Below are 20619 nucleotides of genomic sequence, written 5' to 3' on the forward strand. Positions count from 1 at the left end.
CAAGGGAGGGTTCAATCAGCCTTTGACCAGCGTATCTTCAGGCATCCACGCGTCGAGATTTTTCTCGCGTCGCCGCGCTGGCCCGATCACGTCCGTTATTTGCCGATCTGCTGGCTGACAGCGTTTTCCTGCTGGTTCAGCGTGCGCTGTTCGGCCCGGGTAATGTGGCCGCCATTCTGGGCTGCCATGCTGCGCTCTTCCTTGCGGATCTGGTTATCCTGCTTGCGCAGGGCGACTGCCTGATCCTTGGTCAGGTCGCCTTCCTTGCGCTCGTGCGTGATGCGGTGGTTCTGACGCGCCAGGCGATCATTGACCTGGTCGCGGCGCGGGTGCGTCTTTTCCCATTTGGTCTCTGCCATGGCGCTGTTTGCGCTGGCGGCAAACAAGGCAACCAGCAAGGCGGCGAATTCGGCTTTGCGATAGCGATTGGATTTGAGCATGACGTGTTCCTTTCAGGCGAGGTGTTCATTGGATGGTGCTGCACCTCCTTAACGACGTCCGAAAGGAGCCCGACGACATGAAATGTTATTGATTTTGTACCGGAATGTGTCGGTCTGTAATCAACGTATCACGGTCTTTCAGCGGCCGGCGGCCTTGTTGAGAAACTCCATGTAACGCGTGACCCCGGTGTTCACGTCCATGAAGGGCTGGTGATACCCGACCTCGCGCAGAAGGCTGATGTCTGCCTGTGTAAAGCTCTGGTACTTGCCTTTCAGCTTGTCCGGAAAGGGGATGTACTCGAGCAGTCCCTGTTCGACGATCTGCGAGAGGGAGAGAGGCCCGCCTTGCGGACGCAGGCTGTTGACGACGGCAACCGCGATGTCATTGAACGGCTGTGCCCTGCCGGTGCCAAGGTTGAAGATCCCCGATTTCTCCGGATGCTCGAGGAAGAACAGGTTGACGGCGACCACATCATCGACATGGATGAAGTCGCGCATCTGTGTTCCCGGTTCGTAACCGTTATAGGCGCCGAACAGCTTCACCTTGCCCGAGGCCAGGAATTCGTTGTACTGGTGATAGGGCACCGATGCCATGGTTCCCTTGTGCACCTCGCGCGGACCGTACACATTGAAGTAACGCAGCCCCACCACTTGCGCGGCTGGCTTGCTGCCCTTGTTCGCCCAGAAGCGGCGCACGTACTGGTCGAAGAGGAATTTCGAGTAGCCGTAGATGTTGAGCGGGCGTTCATGCTGGCGTTCTTCCTTGAATACCCGTCCGCCGCCATAGACCGCCGCGGACGATGCATAGATGAACGGAATGTTCTCCTGCTGGCAGAATTCGAACAGGGCGATGCTGTATTCATAATTGTTGCGCATCATGTAGCGGCCGTCCTGCTCCATCGTGTTGGAGCAGGCGCCTTGGTGCAGCACCGCTGAAAACTTGCCGGCGAACTCGCCGCGCTTGAGACGATCGAGGAAGTCTTCCTTGTCGAGATAGTCGGCGATGTCCGAATCGACAATGTTGCCCAGCTTGTCGGCGCGGGACAGGTTATCAACAGCGAACACACTGTTCGCTTCGCGCTTGCTGAGTACGTGGGTGATATTGCTTCCAATAAAACCCGCTGCGCCGGTGACCAAAATCATTTCAAACTCCCAGTAAATTCAATTCTTCGGGCCAGACGGCATGAATGCCATCTTTCCTGCCACGATGATCGTCATGACGCCCCTTCGAGCGTATCGCGTCCGAGCATCAGTTTAAGCGGCTCCCAGACATTGTCCGCGGAGATGTTGCGCATGCAGTGATGATGCCCGAGCGGGCATTCCCGTTTCTGGCACGGCGCACATTCGAGGTGCAGCCACAGGATCTTTGCCAGGTCGGACAAGGGTGGTGTGTGCCGAGGGTCGGTGGGGCCGTAGACGGCGACCAGCGGCCGCTTCAATGCGGCGCCGATGTGCATGAGGCCGGAATCATTGGTCACCATTGCGCTTGCCTTGGCGATCAGCACGATGGCTTCCTTCAACGACGTTACGCCCGCCAGGTTCTGCACATCCGGCGCAGCAGCAGTGATCGCATCGCAGACCTCCTTGTCCTTGCCGGATCCGAGCAGCAGTATCTTGACCTGCGGGTAGGCCTGGTGAACCTGGGCGGCCAGTTCCGCGAAGCGTTCCGTCGGCCAGCGCTTCGCGGGACCGAACTCGGCGCCCGGCGCAAAGGCGACATAAGGCATCTCCGGCGCGTTTTTCATCCGGCTCAATACCTGCGCCGCGGTTTCGTCGGAGACGTGCATGACGGGGCGCGGCAGCACCGGGGGGCGTGGCAGGAATCGCGCAGGGGCATCGGCCAGGGCGGCGTAGAACTGCACCATGGGGCGAGGCGAATCCGGATTGTCATGATGCATCATGTTGATCAGTCCGTAGCGCATTTCGCCCTGATAGCCGACGCGGCGGGGAATGCCGGCCATCCACGGAATCAGCGCGTACTTGAACGTGTTCGGCAATACATAGGCTTCGGCGTATTTCCTCTCGCGCAGCGTTTTTGCCAGTTTCCAGCGCTCACCCAGTTGCAGCATGCCATGCTTGAAAGGCGTCTGGATGACCGTTGCCACTTCGCGCATCGCCTCCCAAACCGGAGCCACCCAGGCTGGCGCGAGCACGTCGATCGGACGGCTCGGAAACCGCTCCTTGATGCGCGCGAGCAGCGGCTGTGCCATGACGGCATCGCCGATCCAGTTGGGTGAGATGACGAGGACACGCGGCGTGTCGCCCTTGTTTACATTCATTCTTGGAAACCTGTCCGCTCCGGGAGCGGGATTGTTGGCGCAAATCGGGTGTGCGGAAAACGGGAAGCATATTGTAGCCAAATGGACTGCCGTCCAGCAAAGTCAATTGCTGCAATGGCATTTTGTCATCGGGATGCGCGGAGCTGCTGTGGCCCGTGCTTTTCGGAGCTTGTGCCCCGGTCAGTGACGATTTCAACCTTGACTTTCCCATGGTGGAAAGGACTATGTTGATCTTGTGAGCAGCATTTGGCGGAGTAACACCGTGGACGAATTTCATGCCGGAAAATGCGCCGTCATGGATCTGCCAGCGTTGCGAACGAAAGGGATGGCCGCGCGAACCGTAGCCGGTGCTTTTTGACCTTGATCATTCATCTTTGTCAGCGGGCTTCCTACGATGAGCTCACGCTGCAACGACGGTGCAGCGATGGACATCTTCAGGGCATATTGGCGAATCCATTGTTTCGACAACGCAATGAACTTGCGGGCGCCGCTTACCGGAATGGGCTCTAAGGGTGAGGCAGAGTTCCACCGCCAACCAGGACGAGGAGTGCATCATGGACGACAGGACCATGCACCACGACCACAGCGGCCATCGACACGATGACCACGCAGCCCATCATGCCGTGGATTCGGCACCGCAATCCGGCAAGCCATTTACCGACCTGGTATGCGGCATGAAAGTGGCGGCGGTACCGGACAAGACCATCGAGCATGCGGGGACGGCGTATCACTTCTGCAGCGCCAACTGCATGGAGAAATTCCGTACCGATCCGTCGCGCTACATCAATCCGAGCGCGCCGGAGCCGGCACAGCCTTCAGCGGAGGGCACGGTCTATACCTGTCCGATGCACCCCGAAATCCGGCAGGCCACGCCCGGGAATTGCCCGATCTGCGGCATGACCCTTGAGCCCGTCATGCCCTCGCTCGAGGAAGAAGAGAATCCCGAACTGATCGACTTCCGGCGACGCTTCTGGTGGACGTTGCCACTCACAGTGATCGTGACACTCATGGCCATGTTCGGGCACCGCATCGTCGAAGGCGGCCTGCCGCAGCAGAGCTGGATCGAACTGGCGATCAGTACACCGGTTGTCCTGTGGGCGGGCGCGCCGTTCTTCGTGCGTTGGTGGCGCTCACTGCAGCAGCGCAGCCCCAACATGTGGACGCTCATCGGCACTGGCGTGGCCGCAGCATACGGCTATAGCGTTGTGGCGACCGTGGCACCCGGTATTTTTCCGGCATCCTTCGTCGCGCATGGCCGGATTGGCGTCTACTTCGAGGCTGCCGCCGTGATCACCTCCCTGACACTGCTGGGGCAGATACTCGAACTCAGGGCGCGATCGCAGACCTCTGCCGCCATCAAGTCCTTGCTGGGGCTGGCACCAAAGACGGCGCGCCGCATCCGGAGCGACGGCGGCGAGGAAGACATTCCGCTTACCCATGTTCATATCGGCGACACGCTGCGCGTCCGACCCGGCGAGAAGGTTCCGGTCGACGGGGTGGTGCTGGAAGGAGAAAGCGCGCTGGATGAATCGATGCTGACCGGCGAACCGATTCCGGTGACCAAGCGTCCGGGCGACAAGCTGATCGGCGCGACCATCAACACCAGCGGCAGCCTCATCATGCGCGCGGAAAAAGTCGGCGCGCAGACCATGCTGTCACAGATCGTGCAGATGGTCGCCAATGCGCAGCGTTCGCGTGCACCGATGCAAAGGCTGGCCGACGTGGTGGCCGGGTACTTCGTGGTTGTGGTCGTCTCGATCGCCTTGCTGACGTTTCTTGGCTGGGGCTTTTTCGGGCCGGAGCCCAGTTGGGTATACGGCTTCGTGAATGCAGTTGCAGTCCTGATCATTGCCTGTCCATGTGCGCTGGGACTGGCGACGCCGATGTCCATCATGGCGGCAACGGGCCGCGCGGCTACCCAGGGCATCCTGTTTCGCGATGCCGCCGCGATTGAAAGCATGCGCAAGATCGATACGCTGATTGTCGACAAGACCGGGACCCTGACCGAGGGAAAACCGGCATTCGACCGGGTGGTGCCGGCTTCCGGTTTCACGGAACAGGAAGTGCTGCGCATTGCCGCCAGCATCGACCAGGGCAGCGAACATCCGCTGGCGCACGCGATCGTGGCCGAAGCGCGGCAACGCGGATTGGCGCTCGACAAGCCGGAACGCTTCGAGTCCTCCAGCGGCATTGGCGTGCGGGGCGTCGTCGCCGGACGGCGCATTGCGCTCGGCAATACGGCCTTGATGGAGCAGGAAAAAGTGGACTGGCACGGCATGGGCAGCGCGGCGGAAGCGCTTCGCCAGGAAGGCGCAAGCGTGATGTATCTGGCGGTGGGTGGAAGACTGACCGGCCTGATTGCCGTTGCCGATCCGGTCAAGTCCAGTACGCCGGAAGCGCTCCAGGCGCTGAAGGATGCGGGACTGCATGTCGTCATGGCTACGGGCGATGGCGTCACCACGGCAAGATCGGTGGCGAAGAAGCTGGGCATTGATGAGGTATATGGCGAAGTCAAGCCGCAAACCAAGCTTGAACTCGTGGAGCGCAAGCAGAACGAAGGCAAGATCGTCGCCATGGCGGGCGATGGCATCAATGATGCGCCCGCGCTCGCCAAGGCGAATGTCGGCATCGCCATGGGGACCGGCACGGACGTGGCGATCAACAGCGCGCATGTGACCCTGGTCAAGGGCGATCTGCGCGCGATTGCTCGGGCGCGCACCTTGTCGGTCGACACGGTGCGCAATATGCGGCAGAACCTCGGCTTCGCATTTGTCTATAACGCGCTCGGCATTCCGCTGGCGGCCGGCCTGCTGTATCCGTTCACCGGACAGTTGCTCTCGCCGATGATCGCGGCACTCGCCATGAGCCTGAGTTCGGTCTCTGTCATCACCAATGCGTTGCGCTTGCGCGGTGGCGGGAGCGCTGGAAGTACGCCGCCGGGCGCCGCAGGCGGCCATCGTCAGCTCCTGTTCGGGGCATTGGCTTTCCTGCTGTTGCTTGGCTTGTACTTTGGCGTATTGACCGCCGTCTCCGGCTGGGAATTCACCGTCAGCCAGTTTGCGGAATTCTGGTATTACATCGTGCCGCTCGCCGCCGGCTTCGGCATCCAGATCGGCCTCTTCGTACGCTTGCGCGATCTCGTGACGCATGCGAAGCAGACGGGAACCGTTGTCGCTGCATCCGGCACCACATCGACGGCCGCCATGATTTCCTGCTGCGCGCACTATCTGGCCAATGTCGCGCCGGTGCTGGGCGCAACCGGCCTGGTAGCGTTTGCAGCGCAGTTCCAGGTGCAACTGTTCTGGGTCGGCTTGCTGTTTAGTGCCGCGGGCATTGCCTACATTGGAAACAAGGTCATCAACGCTTCCAGGGAGCACGCAAAATGTCTCGCATGATCGTTCGTACTTGCGTATTGCTTGCTGCATTGGCTGCGTGGAGTGGCGCCGATGCAGGGAACCTTGCCCCGCAGGCCAGCAGCGAATCGGCAGTGACGGTCAAGGTGACGCCGAAAGTGCTGCAAGGCTCGGCGTGGGAATTTGACGTCACATTCGACACCCATACCCAGCCGCTCAATGATGATCTGATGAAGAATGCGATGCTTGTCCTCGCCGATGGTACGCAGATCGCGCCGAAATCATGGCAGGCGGATCCGCCCGGCGGGCATCATCGCAAAGGGGTATTGCGGTTCAACGCGCCTGCGCAGGCACAAGCGGTCGTGGAGTTGCGAATCAATCGGCCGGGTGAGGCAAGGCCGCGTTCGTTCAAGTGGAAGCCCGAATAGCAACTGGAATGCAGCATCCGAGGCAGCGTTTCGCGGAAAGATCAAGAAGCTCCCGGCGCAGGGAGGAGGTGCGCCGGGAGCCGTACTGCAAAAAGCCGGGAGATCCGTCATTGGCCACTTGAGTACTCGAAGCCACGCTGCTGTTTTCGCGTTGCGATAATCGCTTCGTCGCGGACTTCATCCCGCGAACGTGTGCTGCGCGCTACCGGCAGGTTTGGATAGGTCGCCTCAATATTTTGTTCGAGCAGGCCTTGTGTGCGCGCCGCGTTGAGTTCTGCGACCACCTCTGCCCGTGTCTTTGTCGACGGGACATTGTTGAATTCAACCCAGTTGTCGTTGCCAACGGCGTCGCCGGCAAAGGCGCTGGTCAGTCCGGCGGTCAACAGTGCGGTGAATGCGAAGACGGTGGCGAGTTTGTTCGATTTCATGATACGGCCTCTATGTCGTGGGTTCAGTCAAGTGAGCTTGCGTGGATTCGCGGTTTGCATCTCGCTTATCCATGACCCGAGTGTAGATGGCGGGCACGAACAGAAACCTGACGGCCGGATTACAAGTGTGTAATGTGCGGGGCAGCGTGAATGTTTATATGCAGAGACGAGGTGTATCGACACCCGATGCAATACCGCCCGTGGCCGTGTTAATTCGGTCACGGGCGGTAGAAAGACCTTTTCCGGAAACCTGGCCTTCTTAAGGCATGATCTCGACGTACTCGTACACCTCGCAATCCGTGATCTCCTTGCGCGCCGCAAGCGGCAGCGAGGCAAACCATTCCACCGGCCGGTGGCGGTCGATTTCCTGGCCCATGAAACGCACCAGGTCGCAGATCGGGTCGGTGACGTTCTTGCGATAGCGCTCATCGCCTTTCACGTACGCGAGGTACAGGTTCTTCATGCAGTTGCCGCGGCACCAGGAATAGGCTTCGCAGGTGTGGCAGGGCATGTTCGGATGCGGCTGCAAGGGGCTGGCGCGCAGCCAGTTGCCATCCAGGTCGCCCTGCAGCATTTCCGGCAAATGCATCATGTCGGGGCAAGGATAGATTTTCCCGTCCGGCATGACGTTCAGGATGTGCGTCGACACCCGGCATTGGGTCTTGCCGTCATAGAGCTCGATCGCGCGCTTGGGCATGACCTTGTTGCGGATCGCGCCCATGAAAGGAATGATCGGATAGATGTGATCGGTGGACGCAAAGAAGCGCTCGATCAGCTTCGACAGCACCGCCTTGCGTCCTTCGACGGCCTCCGCTGTGTAGGCTTCTCCGGCGACGAACTGAAAGTACACGTAGTCGAAGGTTTCCGTCAGCGCGTCGATCTCCTCGAAGGAAATCGCGTCGTTGCTCCAGGTCATGCGAGCAGTGACTGTGCCGCCGATGCGTTCATGCGTCTCGCGCAGGTTCTTCAGCACCTGACGATAGATGCCGCGTCCGCGGTAGCCGTCAGTCGTCTTCTCACCGCCGTCGATCGACACGAGGATGTTCGACAGGCGGGACAGGACATTGTCCGGCAGGTTGTCGAGCAGGGTGCCATTGGTCTGGAGCTGGAAACGGAAGTTCGGATAGCGCGTCATGACTTCACGTATGAACGGCTGGTTCAGTGTCGGCTCACCGCCGTAAAACGTGACGTAGACATCGTACCCGTCGAGATGCTTGCGGATGAAATTGTCCAGCGCTTCCATCGAGTATGTCACTTTGCCCTGTGAGCCGAGCACGCCGCCTTCCGAAATGGAGCAATAGGTGCACTTCAGGTTGCAGGTCAAGGTGGTCAATAACTGCAATTCCACGCGGCTGCCGACGATGGGCGGCCGATCGTCGACCTGGGGTATTGGCTGCGTCGGATAAAACACGAGCGGAATCGAACTCATGATGGGAAATGACTCCTTATTTTGGTTGTTGGTGAGTGAGGGCGAAAGGGTAGACGATGCAAAAAGCGGGAACAATCGCTCTTCCGATTTACTTGATTTGAGTCAAGAAAAATCAGGGGTTTTCTTGCGGCGTGATCTGGCGGGGGCCTGGGCAATTCGAGTAGGCCACGCGAACGCAGCGCGGCGCAAAGACTGGGCTTGCCATTGCTATTGTGAGGGAAGCAGTTTGCCGGCGCGCGATGATTGACCTGAGGCAAACAATCTCGAGGCTTTTGTTGCCTTAGTGAATCTATTTCCTTAACGTTACCCAAAAGGCCAGAGTGTCCCCATTTCGCCAGTGCGCGTTCGGCGAAGGCGAAACATGCATTGGGCATGTACAGGTAACAATAGCTTTACTGGCAGGCCTGCCGGATGCCGAGAAACGACATCGCGACAGCTTATGCGCAGCGCGCATTCCGGTTACGACATGACCACGCTATTTTGGCTGCAGACCGCTGCATGTGGTGGCGACACGCTCGCGCTGTTGAGCGCGACGTGCCCCAGCGTGGAGCAACTGCTCTCAAGCATGGGAGTGGAGCTCCTTTGGCATCCTTCGCTTTCCTATCACGCGACGCGACACCGTGATGAAACCATGGTGCGCATCATCCATGGCGAGCTGCATCTCGGGATCCTGTGTGTTGAAGGCAGTATTGTCACGGCGCCGCATGGCACCGGCTTGCATGACACCTGCAACGGACGCGCCAAATTGGACGTCGTGCGCGATCTTGCAGAGCATGCGGACCTTGTCGTTGCGGTGGGGACCTGCGCGGCGTTCGGCGGCATGCCTGCCGCGCAGCCCAACGCGGGCGGCTGCATCGGCCTGCAGTTCGATCATGACAGGCCGGGAGGACTGTTCAGCGCCGACTGGCGTTCCCGTGGCGGCCTTCCGGTGATCAATATATCTGGATGCCCGGCGCATCCGCATGCGATCACACAGACGCTGGCCTGGCTGGCAGCGGGCGCACCGCTTGTGCTGGATGAACTGAACCGCCCGACATCGCATTTCAGCAGGATCGTGCATCAAGGATGCACGCGCAACGAATACCATGAATACAACATCGAGGATACCTGTTCGGGCGACCGTGCTTGCCTGTTTTTCAACCTGGGCTGCCAGGGGCCACTGACCCGCGGTATGTGCAACAGCGACTTGTGGAATGGCGCAAGCAGCAAAACGCGTGTCGGTGTTCCATGCTTCGGTTGCACGTCGCCGGACTTTCCACGCGACGGCGATCTGCTGTGCACTGAAAAACTCGGGGAAGTGCCCTTGCATCTGCCACTCGGCGTAGAGCGGGCGCGATACATGGCCTACAAGAACCTGGCTCGTGCCGCAGCGCCGGAACGTGTCCGCAACAAGAAAATGGAACCTTAGATGCCGCGCGTCGAAGTCAACCTGGAGCTGAACCGGGTCGAAGGAGACCTCACCATCGGCGTCACCCTGGAGGACGGGGTCGTGGTCGATGCAAAGACGGTTGGGCATCTGTATCGCGGCTTCGAGCAAATCCTGATCGGACGCACGCCGCGCGATGCCATGGTGATCACACCGCGGATATGCGGCATCTGCAGCACCGTGCATCTCTACGCCGCCGTGCTTGCACTTGAGCAGGCATGGCAGCTTCCCGTGCCTGCCAACGCCGTACGGATACGCGATCTTTGCCTGATGGCGGAAGGCATACAGAGCGACCTGCGCCAGACCTTTCTTTTCTTTGCACCGGATTTCTGCAATCCGCGTTACCGCGAGCACGTGCTGTTTGATGACGTCATGGCGGCCTTCGAACCCTTCAAGGGTGCTATGCATCGTGAGGCGCTCGCCATTACGCGACGTGCCGTCGAGCTCATCGCGCATTTCGGTGGCCAGTGGCCGCATTCCTCTTACATGCTGCCCGGTGGTGTCGCGTCGCCGCCGGACATGCGGCGCATTTTGGCGTGCCAGGCGGTGCTGGATGAGGTATCACGGTGGTATGAGACGCGCGTGATCGGTGCGTCGCTCGAACAGTGGCTGGCGCTGAATAGTGCGCCATCCCTCTACGGATGGCTGGACCAGGAAGGACCCGCGAATAGCGCATTGGGCCTGATGTCCCGCTTCATGCGTTCCATCGGATTGCACCAGCTCGGCGCAGGCACGCCCCATATGATCTCCTTCGCCGGAATCGATCCGCTGCTGCGCGCATCGACCGGCGCCGGTTTTTACGACGCGGACATCAAACAGGTCCTGCCACTGGACCAGGGCCGTATCAACGAGCATGTCCGCTATTCCTGGTTTCGCCAGTACGCGGGCGGTCGTCATCCTTATGAAGGCGAAACCGTTCCCCTGTACCAGCCTGCGTCCGACCGCTACACCTGGGCCAAGGCGCCGCGCTATGCAGACAAGGTAGTGCAGACCGGGCCGCTGGCCGAGCTTTTCATCGGCGGTGACGCGCTGATCCGCAGCTTGCATGAATCGGAAGGAGACAGCGCCTGGCTGCGGCAGCTCGCCCGCATCCGGCGGACGGCATTCAAGCTGGTACGCGCCCGGCAATTGCTGAAGGAAATGGCAGCCCATCTCAATGAGCCCCATTTCCTCAGCCCGCCGGCGCATGCGGAGAAGGACGGCCAGGGATGCGGATTGATCATGGCACCACGAGGCGCGCTGGGTCATTGGGTAAAGATCAGGAATGGCGTGATCGATAAATACCAGATCATTACGCCGACCGCCTGGAATGCGTCGCCACGCGACAGCGCGGGTGAAATGGGGCATTGGGAGCGCAGCCTGATCGGCTTGCGCGTGGCCGATCCGGACGACCCTGTGGAGGTGGGGCATGTGATCCGTTCCCACGATCCTTGCCTGGTTTGTTCGGTTCATTTTCTGGGGAGCGGCCGGCGAGTGCGCTACGCCGCATGAACGATGCGTCACGTCATTTGCTTTGGCAATGAACTGCATGGAGACGATGGGTTCGGCCCTGCGGTGCACGGCCGCCTTGGGCAGATGGTGTTGCCGCCGGATTGGAAAGCATTCAATGCTGGCTGCCGCGGTCTGGATGCACTCGCGCTCTTTCAATGCGACGAGGTCATCGTCGTGGATGCAGCCGCACCCGCTGGCCAACCCGGCAGGCTGGGACAGCCGGAGCTCTACGAAATTGATGCGGAGTCAGTCCTTGCTGGCCACGATGCCGGCGTCGGCTATCTGCTCCAGGCGTTGGCCGCCATGGACGGACGCTTGCCCGCCTTGCGCATCCTTACTGCGGAGATGGCGGCGGTCACCCCGTTTCGGCCCGGACTGTCAGCGCAGATGGCAGGCGCGGTGGACGGGGCGGTGAACATGCTGTGCGCATGGATGCAAGGCCGAGACAGGAACGACAAGGAAGGTGAGGAGTCCAGCAGCCGCATGCAGCAGGAGGAGCAATGAGCGAGAGCGAACGGTTGCGCGGCCTGCATGACGAGCTCGATGCGCTGCGCCTGGCCAACGCGGCGCTCGAAGCGCAAATGATCGCTGCCGCGGAAATCTCGGATCGCATGTTGCGCGAACTGGAGGCCCAGCGCAATGCCTTGCGCGACGCGCATCAGCGGGAACATGCGCTTGCCACGTTTACGCAACGGGTGATGGACACGGTTGCATGCGTGGTCGTCGTGCTCGGGCCGGATGGACGGGTGCGGCAGGAGAACAGGTATGCGCAGGAACATCTTGCCGCAGAACGGGGCAGCCTTGAAGGATGTGCGCTGGATGACCTGCTTCATCCGGAAGAGCGCGATGCGCTGGCATGCCAACAGCCTGTGCTTCCCTGGTCGGCACAATCAGCATTGTTTGAAACGGTCCGGCAACAAGGTATCTACGGTGCGGAACACCGCTTCCTCGTCAAAGACAAGTCCTATCAGCACTTCCTGGTCAACGCGACGATGCTCTACGGGCACCAGGGTACCGAGGAGGGGGCTGTCATCAATGCGATCAATATCACTACCCTGAAGGAACAGGAACTCCGCCTGCGCGTCAACGAAGCCCGCCTCAACGAGGCACAGCAGGTTGCGCGGCTTGGCAGCTGGGAGCTGGACCTGCGTACGAATGCATTGACCTGGTCAGCTGAAGTGTTCCGCATTGTCGAGATCGATCCGGCGTGTTCGGACGCATCGTTCGACCTCCTTCGTGTCGCCATTCATCCAGAGGACCGCGAGACGGTGGAACGGGCGTACATGACGCCGCTCGTGGCCCGTCATCCGCGCGAGCTCGTGCACCGCCTGCTGTTTCACGACGGCCGGACCAAGTGGGTGAGCGAGCGATGGATCACCCACTACGACGATGATGGAAAGGCCGTGCGCGCACTGGGCACCATGCAGGACATCACCGCGCAAAGACAGGCCGAGGAGGACATCCGGCTGTCGGCAAGCGTCTTCGAGAACAGCCTCAACGGGGTTCTCATCACCAGGCCAGATGGCAGCATTTATAAAGTGAACCGGGCATTCACCGAAATTACCGGATACAGCGAAGCGGAAGTGATCGGCAAGACACCGCGCGTCCTCACCTCGGGAAATCATGACAATGCCTTCTATCGCGGCATGTGGGAGTCCCTCCAGCGCGACGGCAAATGGGAAGGAGAGATGCAGAACCGCCACAAGGAAGGGCGGATGATGGTGATCTGGCAGAGCGCCTCGGCCGTGCGCAATGCGAAAGGCGAGATCACGCATTATATCGGCATCTTCTACGATATCTCTGAGCAGAAAGCATCGGCGGAGCGCGTCTACCGCCTTGCCCACTACGATGTCCTGACCGGATTGCCCAACCGTGCCTTGCTGCTGGATCGCTGCGAGCGCGCGCTGACCCGTGCCCGGCGCGAAGGCAGCCGCTTCGCGGTCCTCTTTCTCGACCTGGACCGGTTCAAGCACATCAACGACAGCCTCGGACATCCCGTGGGTGACGAGCTCTTGCGCGCGGTGGCAAAGCGCATCCAGCAGTCGCTGCGTGAAGAGGACACGGTGGCGCGCATCGGCGGCGACGAGTTTGTCGTCCTCGTGGAGAATATCGAAACGAACCACGATGCGGTCGTGATTGCCGACAAGCTCCTGGACGCATTCATCTCGCCGCTTGAACTGCGCGCCCATACCTTGTCAGTAGGAACGACCATCGGTGCCAGCGTCTATCCGGACCATGGCCACGACGTGACCAGCCTGATCAAGAATGCGGACCTGGCCTTGTACCAGGCGAAGGAGAATGGGCGAGGGTGTTTCAGGTTTTACGAAACGCAGCTGACCGAATTCGCGACCGAACGCATGGGTCTGGAGAACGACTTGCGTCAGGCAATGCAGCGCCATGAGCTCAAGGTTCACTACCAGCCGTTCTACAAGCTCGACGATGGCCGGATCATCGGTGTCGAAGCGCTGCTGCGCTGGCATCATCCGGAGCGCGGCATTGTTTTTCCTGACACCTTCATCCCGATCGCGGAAGACACCGGCCTGATCATCACGCTGGGGCACTGGGTGCTGGAACAGGCCTGCCGCCAAGCCAGGGCGTGGCTGGATGCAGGGTTCCGGCTTGACACCATTGCCGTCAACCTCTCGGGGATCCAGCTCCAGCGCGGCAACATCGTCGCCGCCGTGGGCCGCGTGCTGGAAGATACGGGACTGCCGTCGCGCTGCCTGGAACTTGAGATTACGGAAACCTACATCATGCGCCATGTCGAGCGCGATATCCGCGAACTCGAAGCCTTGCACGCGCTGGGAGTGCGCCTGGCGATCGATGACTTCGGCACAGGGCAGTCCTCTCTGAGTTATCTGCGCCGGCTCCCGGTGAGCAAGCTCAAGATCGATCGATCCTTCGTGGCCGACCTCGCGCATCCGGGCGCGAGTGCAAGCATCACGCGCGCCATCCTCGGGCTCGGCAGGGAACTGCAGATGACGGTGGTAGCAGAAGGCGTGGAAACCCCGGAGCAGGAAACATGGCTGCGGACGCTGCACTGCGACCAGGTGCAGGGTTTCCGTTACAGCAGGGCGGTGGAAGCGGAGGCGCTGACCGCCTTGCTGAAGGAGAGCAGGGACGGGATGCCCGCCTCCCCGAAAAGCGCAGGCTAAAGCGGGTTGCTGTTCAGGCAACGCGAACTATTTCTTGCGGCATCGTTTGCGCATGGGCGCCATGGTATGCCGAAATAGGCGGCCGGCGTTCGAGGGCTGGCCTTGCCGCTTGCGCTTGCACGACACCTTTTCCCTCGTCGTCCTCGCGAAGGCAGGGACCGATAGGGCGGTCGGATACTTCTATCTGCCTGTGCGAGCGAAGCGCAGAATCAACCGGTCATGGGTCCCCGCCCTCGCAAGGACGACGGGGAGAGATATGCCGACCTTGAACTAGTGGCCTCCGCCCGCACGCAATGCGATGTGCAGCAAGGACAAGTGCTTCGCATACGGCGAAGGCCTCGTATCGTGAGGAATCAAGCGCTACTTCTGCGAAGGTTCCTGGTCCTTGTCCGCATCCTTGATGCCATCCTTGAAACCTTTGATCGCCTTGCCAAGATCGGTGCCGACATCGCCCAGCCGCTTCGTGCCGAACACCAGCATCACGATCACCAATACGACGAGCCAGTGCGCAATACTTAATTCACCCATTTTCCTGTCCTTCAGTTTCCAGTTTCGTTTGATCCCAGGCGCTACAGCCGGCTCCTGTTGGATTGCACTACCGGAAATTTGTTCCTTCCCCGCATCACCAGCCCTTGTCAGGCAATGGAAAGGTTCATTGCACTACACTCGCGAGGCAAACACTTTGAAGGGAAATGCCTTGGCCCGACCAGTCCGCCTTGCCGCGATCGTTGCAATTTTGCTCTCGCTTTGCGCATGCGACCATGCAGTGCGCGCCCACATCGGCACCAGGTACATCATTGAGGGCGATCCGCAAAGCGCGATCTATCCGAAGGAGATCGAGCCGCGGGACGAAGATGTGCTGATCACGCTCAAGGAAGGTGCGCCACGGCCTGAGGTGCTGCTGATCGAGGCCGGCGGGCGCGAGACGCGCTTTCCATTTGCGACCGAGGGAAGCATGTTGGTCGTTCCTGCCAAATTCGGTCGCCTGCGGCTGCGCCACGAAAGCGATTCGCCCGTCGACGTCGTAGAACAGACTGCGGCGAAGTAGCGGCTAGACACGCTTCGGTCTTCGGCTTGCGGGCATAGCGTGTTGCAAATTTGACTCCCGCATCCTCTGCGCATAAACTAAGCCGCGTTTGGTGCCTGCCCGCATATTCATGCGGACAGTTAAACGGGAAACACGGTGCTTTTCAAAGTTAACGTGTGCTGCCCCCGCAACGGTAAGCAAGCGTCGCGCGTGCTCGCGACAGCCGGCCCTTCGTACCACTGTGCAGTCTGCATGGGAAGGTAGGCCGGTTCGACTTGCCAGCCCGGATACCGGCCAAACATCATTCAGGATGAGCCGATGATTGCAGACGGGGAGTACTGCGATCACTACCATCACATTGTTAACCCTATTTTTATGGGCCATGTCCGCTGCGGCGGCATGGAAGGCACATGCGCATTCCACACATCGAATCCACGGCTGACGCCGTGCTGTCCAAGGCACTCGACCACGCAATCAACAACAAGACCAAGCCGCTCGGCAGCCTTGGCATGCTTGAAACCATCGCGAAGCAGATCGGGATGATCCAGCAAACGGTCTGTCCGACGATCCATCGTCCGTCCATTCTCGTCTTTGCCGGCGACCACGGCGTCGTGGCCGAGAACGTCTCCGCCTTTCCGCAAAGCGTGACCTGGCAGATGGTCGAGAACTTTCTGGCGCAGGGCGCCGCCATCAATGTCTTTGCAAACCAGAACGACTGTGCGTTGCATGTCATCGACGCCGGCGTCAACCATGACTTCGGTGCGCGCGATGGCCTGATCGACCGGAAGGTCGGCCCGGGAACGCGCAATTTCACACAAGCGACTGCGATGGACAAGGAGGAATGCGCGCTGGCGATGAAGCGCGGCATTAGCCTGGTCGACGACCTGGATGCCAATGTGATTGGCTTCGGTGAGATGGGAATCGGCAATACTAGCTCCGCTGCGGCGATCATGCACAAGCTGACCGGTGTACCTGTGGCCGAATGCGTTGGCGCGGGTGCCGGCCTATCGAGCGACGGCGTTGCGCACAAGAAGAATGTGATCGAACGCGCCGTCGAACGTCATGCCTCAGTCAGTGACCCCCTCGATGTGCTGGCGGGATTCGGCGGTTTCGAGATCGCCATGATGACCGGCGCAATGCTGCGCGCCGCCGAGCGCCGCATGGTGCTCCTGATCGATGGATTCATCGTGTCCAGCGCATTGCTGGTCGCCGCGCGTCTGCAACCTGCCATCCTGGATTACTGCGTGTTTTCGCATTGTTCGGACGAGCGTGGCCATCAGCAGATGCTTGCGCATCTCGGCGCGCGGCCTCTGCTCACGCTGGGCCTGCGACTGGGCGAGGGCAGCGGCTGCGCGCTGGCCTTGCCGCTGCTGCGTGCTGCAACCAGTTTCCTGAACGAGATGGCGACCTTCGAGTCCGCGCAGGTCAGCGGCGCGAAGGCGTGACGATGATGCAGTCGTTGGAGACGTCACCGAGAGGGCTGGCTGGCCGTGTGATTCATCAGTGCCGGCTGTTCTTCACCGCCGTGCAGTTTTTTACGCGGCTGCCGGTTCCGCGCTGGGTGGGTTTCGATCCGGGATGGCTGCATCAGTCCACGCGCTACTTCCCGGCCGTCGGCTTGCTGGTCGGCGTCGCGACGGCGATCGTGTATGCATTGTGCGTCTGGTTTTGGCCACCGTCAGTCGCGGTCTTGCTCTCGACGGCAGCCGGGATCTACCTGACCGGTGCCTTCCATGAAGACGGGTTCGCCGATGTGTGCGACGGCCTGGGCGGTGGCGTCACGCGCGAACGCGCGCTGGAAATCATGAAGGACTCGCGCATTGGTGCATACGGCGCCATTGGCATTGGCATGATGCTTGCCGTGAAGTGCCTGGCCCTGTCCTCCCTCCCGTCGCCGCTGGCGATAGCGGCGCTGCTAGCTGCGCATCCCTTGTCGCGCTTCGCAGCGGTCACGCTCATATGGCGTCTCGACTATGTCAGGGAAGAAGGCAAGTCAAAACCGCTTGCGCAGCAGATGTCGCCCCTGGAATTCATCATCGCCGCATTGACTGCCCTCACCGCGCTGACGGCGTTGTTGGGTATCGGCCTGCTGTCCTGGAAGACCCTTGCTGCCGGAGTCGCCGCCACTGGTGGCGTCACGATCTGGATGGCAAGGAAATTCATCCGGCGCATCGGCGGCTACACCGGCGATTGCCTCGGCGCCGTGCAGCAGGTGGCTGAAGCAGCGTTCTATCTTGCGGCCTTGGCGACGGCTGGATAATCGATGCGGCTCTACCTTGTCAGACATGCGAAGCCGGCCATCGTGCCCGGCATCTGCTATGGCAGTTCCGATCTACTGGTGTCGCAGGAAGAACATGAGCGTGCGGTGTCGGCGCTGGCGTGCCGATTGCCGGAGGGGCTTCCGGTATTCTCCAGCCCGCTGCGCCGCTGCAGTACCCTGGCTGTTGCACTCGCCGCCCGACTTGGTGTGTCTCCGCCGATTCACGACCAGCGCTTGGCAGAAATGCATTTTGGCCAGTGGGAGATGCGGACCTGGGAGGAAATCGATCGTGGCGAGGTCGAGGCATGGGCTTCGGATGTCGTCGGCTATCGACCGGGCGGCGGCGAAAGCGTGCTGGAGGCCGCACGGCGGGTTCATGCGTTTCATGCGGAGCGCATGCGCTGCCAGGAGGATGCACTGGTCGTTTGTCATGCGGGAACCATACGCCTGCTTATGGCCTGCCGCGACGGCAGCACTGCAGAAGAGGTGGCGCTTGCAGCGGCGCGTGATCCGGGGAAGATCGGCTATGGCGAGCTGGTTGTCCTTGACTGCCCGGCTTGTCCTTGACCCGTGCACGCTTTACAATAGGCATGTTTTGGTGCCCGCGCGCATGTTCATGCGCGCAGTTAAACGGGAAACACGACGCGTCATGGTCGATTCATGAAGCTAACGTGTGCTGCCCCCGCAACGGTAAGCAAGCATCGCGATTGATCGCGATAGCCGGCCCCTCGTACCACTGTGCAGTTTGCATGGGAAGGTAGGCCGGTTCGACTTGCCAGCCCGGATACCGGCCAGGACAGGTGGAAGCACGCGGACGGGGATCTTCGCGACATCGAGAAGTGTCATCTGAAACTTCTCATTCGTCATATCCGGTTCCAGTGCTTCTGTTCAATCCGGCTGCGGGGAAGCGGCCGGTTGTCTTTCTCTGGATATCATTTCGTGATTTCATCAATTTACCGACCAGCCGGTACGGCGCGTCGCCCACTTGCAATGGCACTGGCTGTTGCAGCTTCCACATCTGCCTTCGGGCAGGCTGTCCAAACCAAGAAACTGGAACCAGTCGTCGTTACCGCGACACGTACGCCGCAAATTGCCGGTGAGGTGTTGAGCGATAACGTCGTCATCACTTCAGAAGAGATCGCGCAGTCCGGCCAGGTTTCGCTGGTCGACATGCTGCAGGCCAGGCGTGGTATCGAAATCTCCCGCAACGGCGGCCCTGGCACCAACTCTTCCGTATTCATTCGCGGCACCGCGAACAATCAGAACATCGTGCTGGTCGATGGCGTTCGCGTTGGTTCCGCGACCACGGGAGGTGCATCCTGGGCGGCTATCCCCTTATCGCAGATCGATCACGTGGAGATCGTCTACGGCCCGCTTTCGAGCCTGTACGGCGCGGACGCAATGGGAGGCGTGGTGCAGATCTTCACCAGGAAGGGTGAAGGCAAACCGGCCCCGGCTATTTCTGCTGGTGTCGGGAGCTACAACACGCGCAATCTTGAAGCGGGCATCTCCGGCGCCACTGCCGGAGAACGGAAGTTCCGTTATGCGCTGAACGCGGCGCATGAAACCTCTGATGGCTTTTCCGCGACAAAGGCGGGCGCATTTGGTTTCAATCCGGACAAGGATGGATACACGAGCGACAACGCGAGCGGTCAGTTCAGCCTTGAGCTGGCGAAGGATCAGGAAATCGGCCTCAGCCTGCTGCACAACCACCTGAATGCGCAATTCGATAACAGCAGGATCTTCGATGACCGTAACGTGCAGACGCTCGATACCATCGCGCTTCATGCGAAGAACCGGATCACCTCCAGCTGGTTGAGCACCGTGCAGCTGTCGCAGTCCGACGACAAGCTCGCGTCAATCACCGCGTCCGGCAGAAATTTCTTCGATACCCGGCAAACCGGCCTGAGCTGGCAAAATGATGTGAGCATCGGGAAGGACGTGCTGCAGATGGTGCTGGAACGGCGCGAGGAAAAAGCCGATACCAGCAACGCTGCGGTCAACCGTACCCGCACCACGAACTCCGTTGCGGCCGCATACCAGCTGCGACGCGGCGCGCATTTGGCCACTGCCAGCGTGCGCAACGACGACAGCTCGCAAACCGGTGCGACGACGACAGGCAGCCTTGCCTACGGCTATCGCATGACCAATGCATTGCGTGCCAACGCAAGCCTTGGCACCAGCTTCAGGGCGCCAACTTTCAATGAACTGTTTTTCCCTGGCTACGGCATCGCATCAAACAGGCCGGAAAAAGGCAGGGACATGGAAGCGGGGCTGTACCATGACGATGGAAAATCGCAGTTCAGCGCGGTGTATTACCACAACCGCATCACGGACCTGCTCGTCACCGCCTTCCCTTGCCCAGTCGACCCCGCCACCCATCAATTCGGCTGTGCCTATAACGTCAACAAAGCCTTGCTCAGCGGCGTGACCTTCGGCGCCAGCACCACGCTCGGAAATTACCTCATGCATGGCAGCCTGGACCTGCAGGACCCGCATGACGAAACCACAGGTCGCCAGCTCGCGCGCCGCGCGCGCCATCACGGAACCGTGGGTGTCGACTACCACGCCGGGTCCGTGCGCGCGGGCAGCGAACTCGTGTTTGCCAGCAGGCGTTACGACGATGCCGCGAACAGGAATGTGCTGGGCGGGTACACCCTCGTCAATCTGCACGCCAGCTATGACTTCGCGCCGGACTGGTCATTGTTCGGACGATGGGACAACGTGTTTGACAAGAAGTATGAACTGGTCAGGAACTACGCGACCGCCGGCTCAAGTCTGTTTATCGGCGTGCGTTACGCCATGAAATAGGCGAGGCAGGTAACGCAAGAACGCAAGCCATCAACCAAGAGCGCCTATCAAAATGCTACTGCGCAACCTGATCCCGGACCTGCGATGCACAC

16 protein-coding genes, 1 pseudogene and 2 riboswitches are annotated in these 20619 nt (G+C 60.5%); of the genes and pseudogenes, 11 read left to right on the forward strand and 6 right to left on the reverse strand.

Translation table 11 applies throughout. From position 1 onward, the window contains the following. Window positions 1-95: 95 nt before the first annotated feature. The 3 genes from VJ698_RS03880 to waaF form a co-directional block, all read right to left on the reverse strand. A complete protein-coding gene (locus VJ698_RS03880) occupies window positions 96-440 on the reverse strand; it encodes a hypothetical protein (RefSeq protein WP_324101372.1) in 345 nt (114 codons plus the stop codon). Between the two features lie 138 nt (window positions 441-578). After that, window positions 579-1583, reverse strand: a complete 1005-nt coding sequence (gene rfaD, locus VJ698_RS03885; RefSeq protein WP_324101373.1) for an ADP-glyceromanno-heptose 6-epimerase — start codon at window positions 1581-1583, stop codon at window positions 579-581. 71 nt (window positions 1584-1654) lie between these two features. Then, window positions 1655-2719 carry a lipopolysaccharide heptosyltransferase II gene (gene waaF, locus VJ698_RS03890; RefSeq protein ID WP_324101374.1) on the reverse strand — a complete coding sequence of 355 codons (1065 nt, stop codon included), beginning with the start codon at window positions 2717-2719 and terminating at the stop codon, window positions 1655-1657. Window positions 2720-3273: 554 nt separating this feature from the next. Here waaF and VJ698_RS03895 point away from each other — a divergent pair. Further along, a pseudogene (locus VJ698_RS03895) lies at window positions 3274-5628 on the forward strand (heavy metal translocating P-type ATPase); the annotation flags it as partial. Between the two features lie 473 nt (window positions 5629-6101). Continuing rightward, a complete protein-coding gene (locus tag VJ698_RS03900; RefSeq protein ID WP_324101375.1) occupies window positions 6102-6500 on the forward strand; it encodes a hypothetical protein in 399 nt (132 codons plus the stop codon). A 107-nt stretch (window positions 6501-6607) separates the two neighbouring features. Here VJ698_RS03900 and VJ698_RS03905 read toward each other — a convergent pair whose 3' ends face one another. Further along, entirely contained in the window at window positions 6608-6928 is a 321-nt protein-coding gene (locus VJ698_RS03905) for a DUF4148 domain-containing protein (protein ID WP_324101376.1), read from the reverse strand. A 259-nt stretch (window positions 6929-7187) separates the two neighbouring features. Continuing rightward, on the reverse strand, window positions 7188-8357 hold the full coding sequence (locus VJ698_RS03910) for a radical SAM/SPASM domain-containing protein (protein ID WP_324101377.1): 1170 nt from the start codon (window positions 8355-8357) through the stop codon (window positions 7188-7190). A 466-nt stretch (window positions 8358-8823) separates the two neighbouring features. Here VJ698_RS03910 and VJ698_RS03915 point away from each other — a divergent pair, with 466 nt between their 5' ends. From VJ698_RS03915 to VJ698_RS03930, 4 genes are read left to right on the forward strand one after another with little or no spacing between them, the layout of a single operon-like run. Further along, entirely contained in the window at window positions 8824-9765 is a 942-nt protein-coding gene (locus tag VJ698_RS03915) for an NADH:ubiquinone oxidoreductase (RefSeq protein WP_324101378.1), read from the forward strand. Beyond that, on the forward strand, window positions 9766-11274 hold the full coding sequence (locus VJ698_RS03920) for a nickel-dependent hydrogenase large subunit (protein WP_324101379.1): 1509 nt from the start codon (window positions 9766-9768) through the stop codon (window positions 11272-11274). It abuts the gene before it with no gap. A gap of 3 nt (window positions 11275-11277) precedes the next feature. Beyond that, a complete protein-coding gene (locus VJ698_RS03925) occupies window positions 11278-11778 on the forward strand; it encodes a hydrogenase maturation protease (protein WP_324101380.1) in 501 nt (166 codons plus the stop codon). Beyond that, window positions 11775-14429: an EAL domain-containing protein gene (locus VJ698_RS03930; RefSeq protein WP_324101381.1), complete on the forward strand. Its 2655-nt coding sequence runs from the start codon at window positions 11775-11777 to the stop codon at window positions 14427-14429. The genes VJ698_RS03925 and VJ698_RS03930 overlap by 4 nt, the downstream gene beginning before the upstream one ends. A 360-nt stretch (window positions 14430-14789) precedes the next feature. Here the strand turns inward: VJ698_RS03930 and tatA are convergent, their stop codons facing one another. After that, window positions 14790-14957: a Sec-independent protein translocase subunit TatA gene (gene tatA, locus VJ698_RS03935; protein ID WP_324101382.1), complete on the reverse strand. Its 168-nt coding sequence runs from the start codon at window positions 14955-14957 to the stop codon at window positions 14790-14792. 169 nt (window positions 14958-15126) lie between these two features. Between tatA and VJ698_RS03940 the strand changes: the two genes are divergently transcribed. The 5 genes from VJ698_RS03940 (at window position 15127) to VJ698_RS03960 (ending at window position 20527) form a co-directional block, all read left to right on the forward strand. Next, complete coding sequence (locus VJ698_RS03940; RefSeq protein WP_324101383.1) at window positions 15127-15477, forward strand: hypothetical protein; 351 nt, start codon at window positions 15127-15129, stop codon at window positions 15475-15477. A gap of 72 nt (window positions 15478-15549) precedes the next feature. Continuing rightward, a riboswitch (cobalamin riboswitch) is annotated at window positions 15550-15769 on the forward strand. A gap of 97 nt (window positions 15770-15866) precedes the next feature. After that, window positions 15867-16901, forward strand: coding sequence for a nicotinate-nucleotide--dimethylbenzimidazole phosphoribosyltransferase (gene cobT / locus VJ698_RS03945; protein WP_324101384.1), 1035 nt, complete (start codon window positions 15867-15869; stop codon window positions 16899-16901). A 5-nt stretch (window positions 16902-16906) separates the two neighbouring features. After that, complete coding sequence (locus tag VJ698_RS03950; RefSeq protein ID WP_324101491.1) at window positions 16907-17716, forward strand: adenosylcobinamide-GDP ribazoletransferase; 810 nt, start codon at window positions 16907-16909, stop codon at window positions 17714-17716. A gap of 3 nt (window positions 17717-17719) precedes the next feature. Further along, on the forward strand, window positions 17720-18283 hold the full coding sequence (locus VJ698_RS03955) for a histidine phosphatase family protein (protein WP_324101385.1): 564 nt from the start codon (window positions 17720-17722) through the stop codon (window positions 18281-18283). A gap of 12 nt (window positions 18284-18295) precedes the next feature. Continuing rightward, a riboswitch (cobalamin riboswitch) is annotated at window positions 18296-18526 on the forward strand. 129 nt (window positions 18527-18655) lie between these two features. Continuing rightward, window positions 18656-20527 carry a TonB-dependent receptor domain-containing protein gene (locus tag VJ698_RS03960; RefSeq protein WP_324101386.1) on the forward strand — a complete coding sequence of 624 codons (1872 nt, stop codon included), beginning with the start codon at window positions 18656-18658 and terminating at the stop codon, window positions 20525-20527. Window positions 20528-20619 lie beyond the last annotated feature (92 nt).

Source organism: Noviherbaspirillum sp., assembly GCF_035254685.1.
Lineage (GTDB): Bacteria > Pseudomonadota > Gammaproteobacteria > Burkholderiales > Burkholderiaceae_D > Noviherbaspirillum.

What these genes read in the sequence shown, in the direction of transcription:
- VJ698_RS03880 (WP_324101372.1), bottom strand. Translation starts at nt 440, where the DNA reads ATGCTCAAATCCAATCGCTATCGCAAAGCCGAATTCGCCGCCTTGCTG.
- rfaD (WP_324101373.1), bottom strand. Translation starts at nt 1,583, where the DNA reads ATGATTTTGGTCACCGGCGCAGCGGGTTTTATTGGAAGCAATATCACC.
- waaF (WP_324101374.1), bottom strand. Translation starts at nt 2,719, where the DNA reads ATGAATGTAAACAAGGGCGACACGCCGCGTGTCCTCGTCATCTCACCC.
- VJ698_RS03900 (WP_324101375.1), top strand. Translation starts at nt 6,102, where the DNA reads ATGTCTCGCATGATCGTTCGTACTTGCGTATTGCTTGCTGCATTGGCT.
- VJ698_RS03905 (WP_324101376.1), bottom strand. Translation starts at nt 6,928, where the DNA reads ATGAAATCGAACAAACTCGCCACCGTCTTCGCATTCACCGCACTGTTG.
- VJ698_RS03910 (WP_324101377.1), bottom strand. Translation starts at nt 8,357, where the DNA reads ATGAGTTCGATTCCGCTCGTGTTTTATCCGACGCAGCCAATACCCCAG.
- VJ698_RS03915 (WP_324101378.1), top strand. Translation starts at nt 8,824, where the DNA reads ATGACCACGCTATTTTGGCTGCAGACCGCTGCATGTGGTGGCGACACG.
- VJ698_RS03920 (WP_324101379.1), top strand. Translation starts at nt 9,766, where the DNA reads ATGCCGCGCGTCGAAGTCAACCTGGAGCTGAACCGGGTCGAAGGAGAC.
- VJ698_RS03925 (WP_324101380.1), top strand. Translation starts at nt 11,278, where the DNA reads ATGCGTCACGTCATTTGCTTTGGCAATGAACTGCATGGAGACGATGGG.
- VJ698_RS03930 (WP_324101381.1), top strand. Translation starts at nt 11,775, where the DNA reads ATGAGCGAGAGCGAACGGTTGCGCGGCCTGCATGACGAGCTCGATGCG.
- tatA (WP_324101382.1), bottom strand. Translation starts at nt 14,957, where the DNA reads ATGGGTGAATTAAGTATTGCGCACTGGCTCGTCGTATTGGTGATCGTG.
- cobT (WP_324101384.1), top strand. Translation starts at nt 15,867, where the DNA reads ATGCGCATTCCACACATCGAATCCACGGCTGACGCCGTGCTGTCCAAG.
- VJ698_RS03950 (WP_324101491.1), top strand. Translation starts at nt 16,907, where the DNA reads ATGCAGTCGTTGGAGACGTCACCGAGAGGGCTGGCTGGCCGTGTGATT.
- VJ698_RS03955 (WP_324101385.1), top strand. Translation starts at nt 17,720, where the DNA reads ATGCGGCTCTACCTTGTCAGACATGCGAAGCCGGCCATCGTGCCCGGC.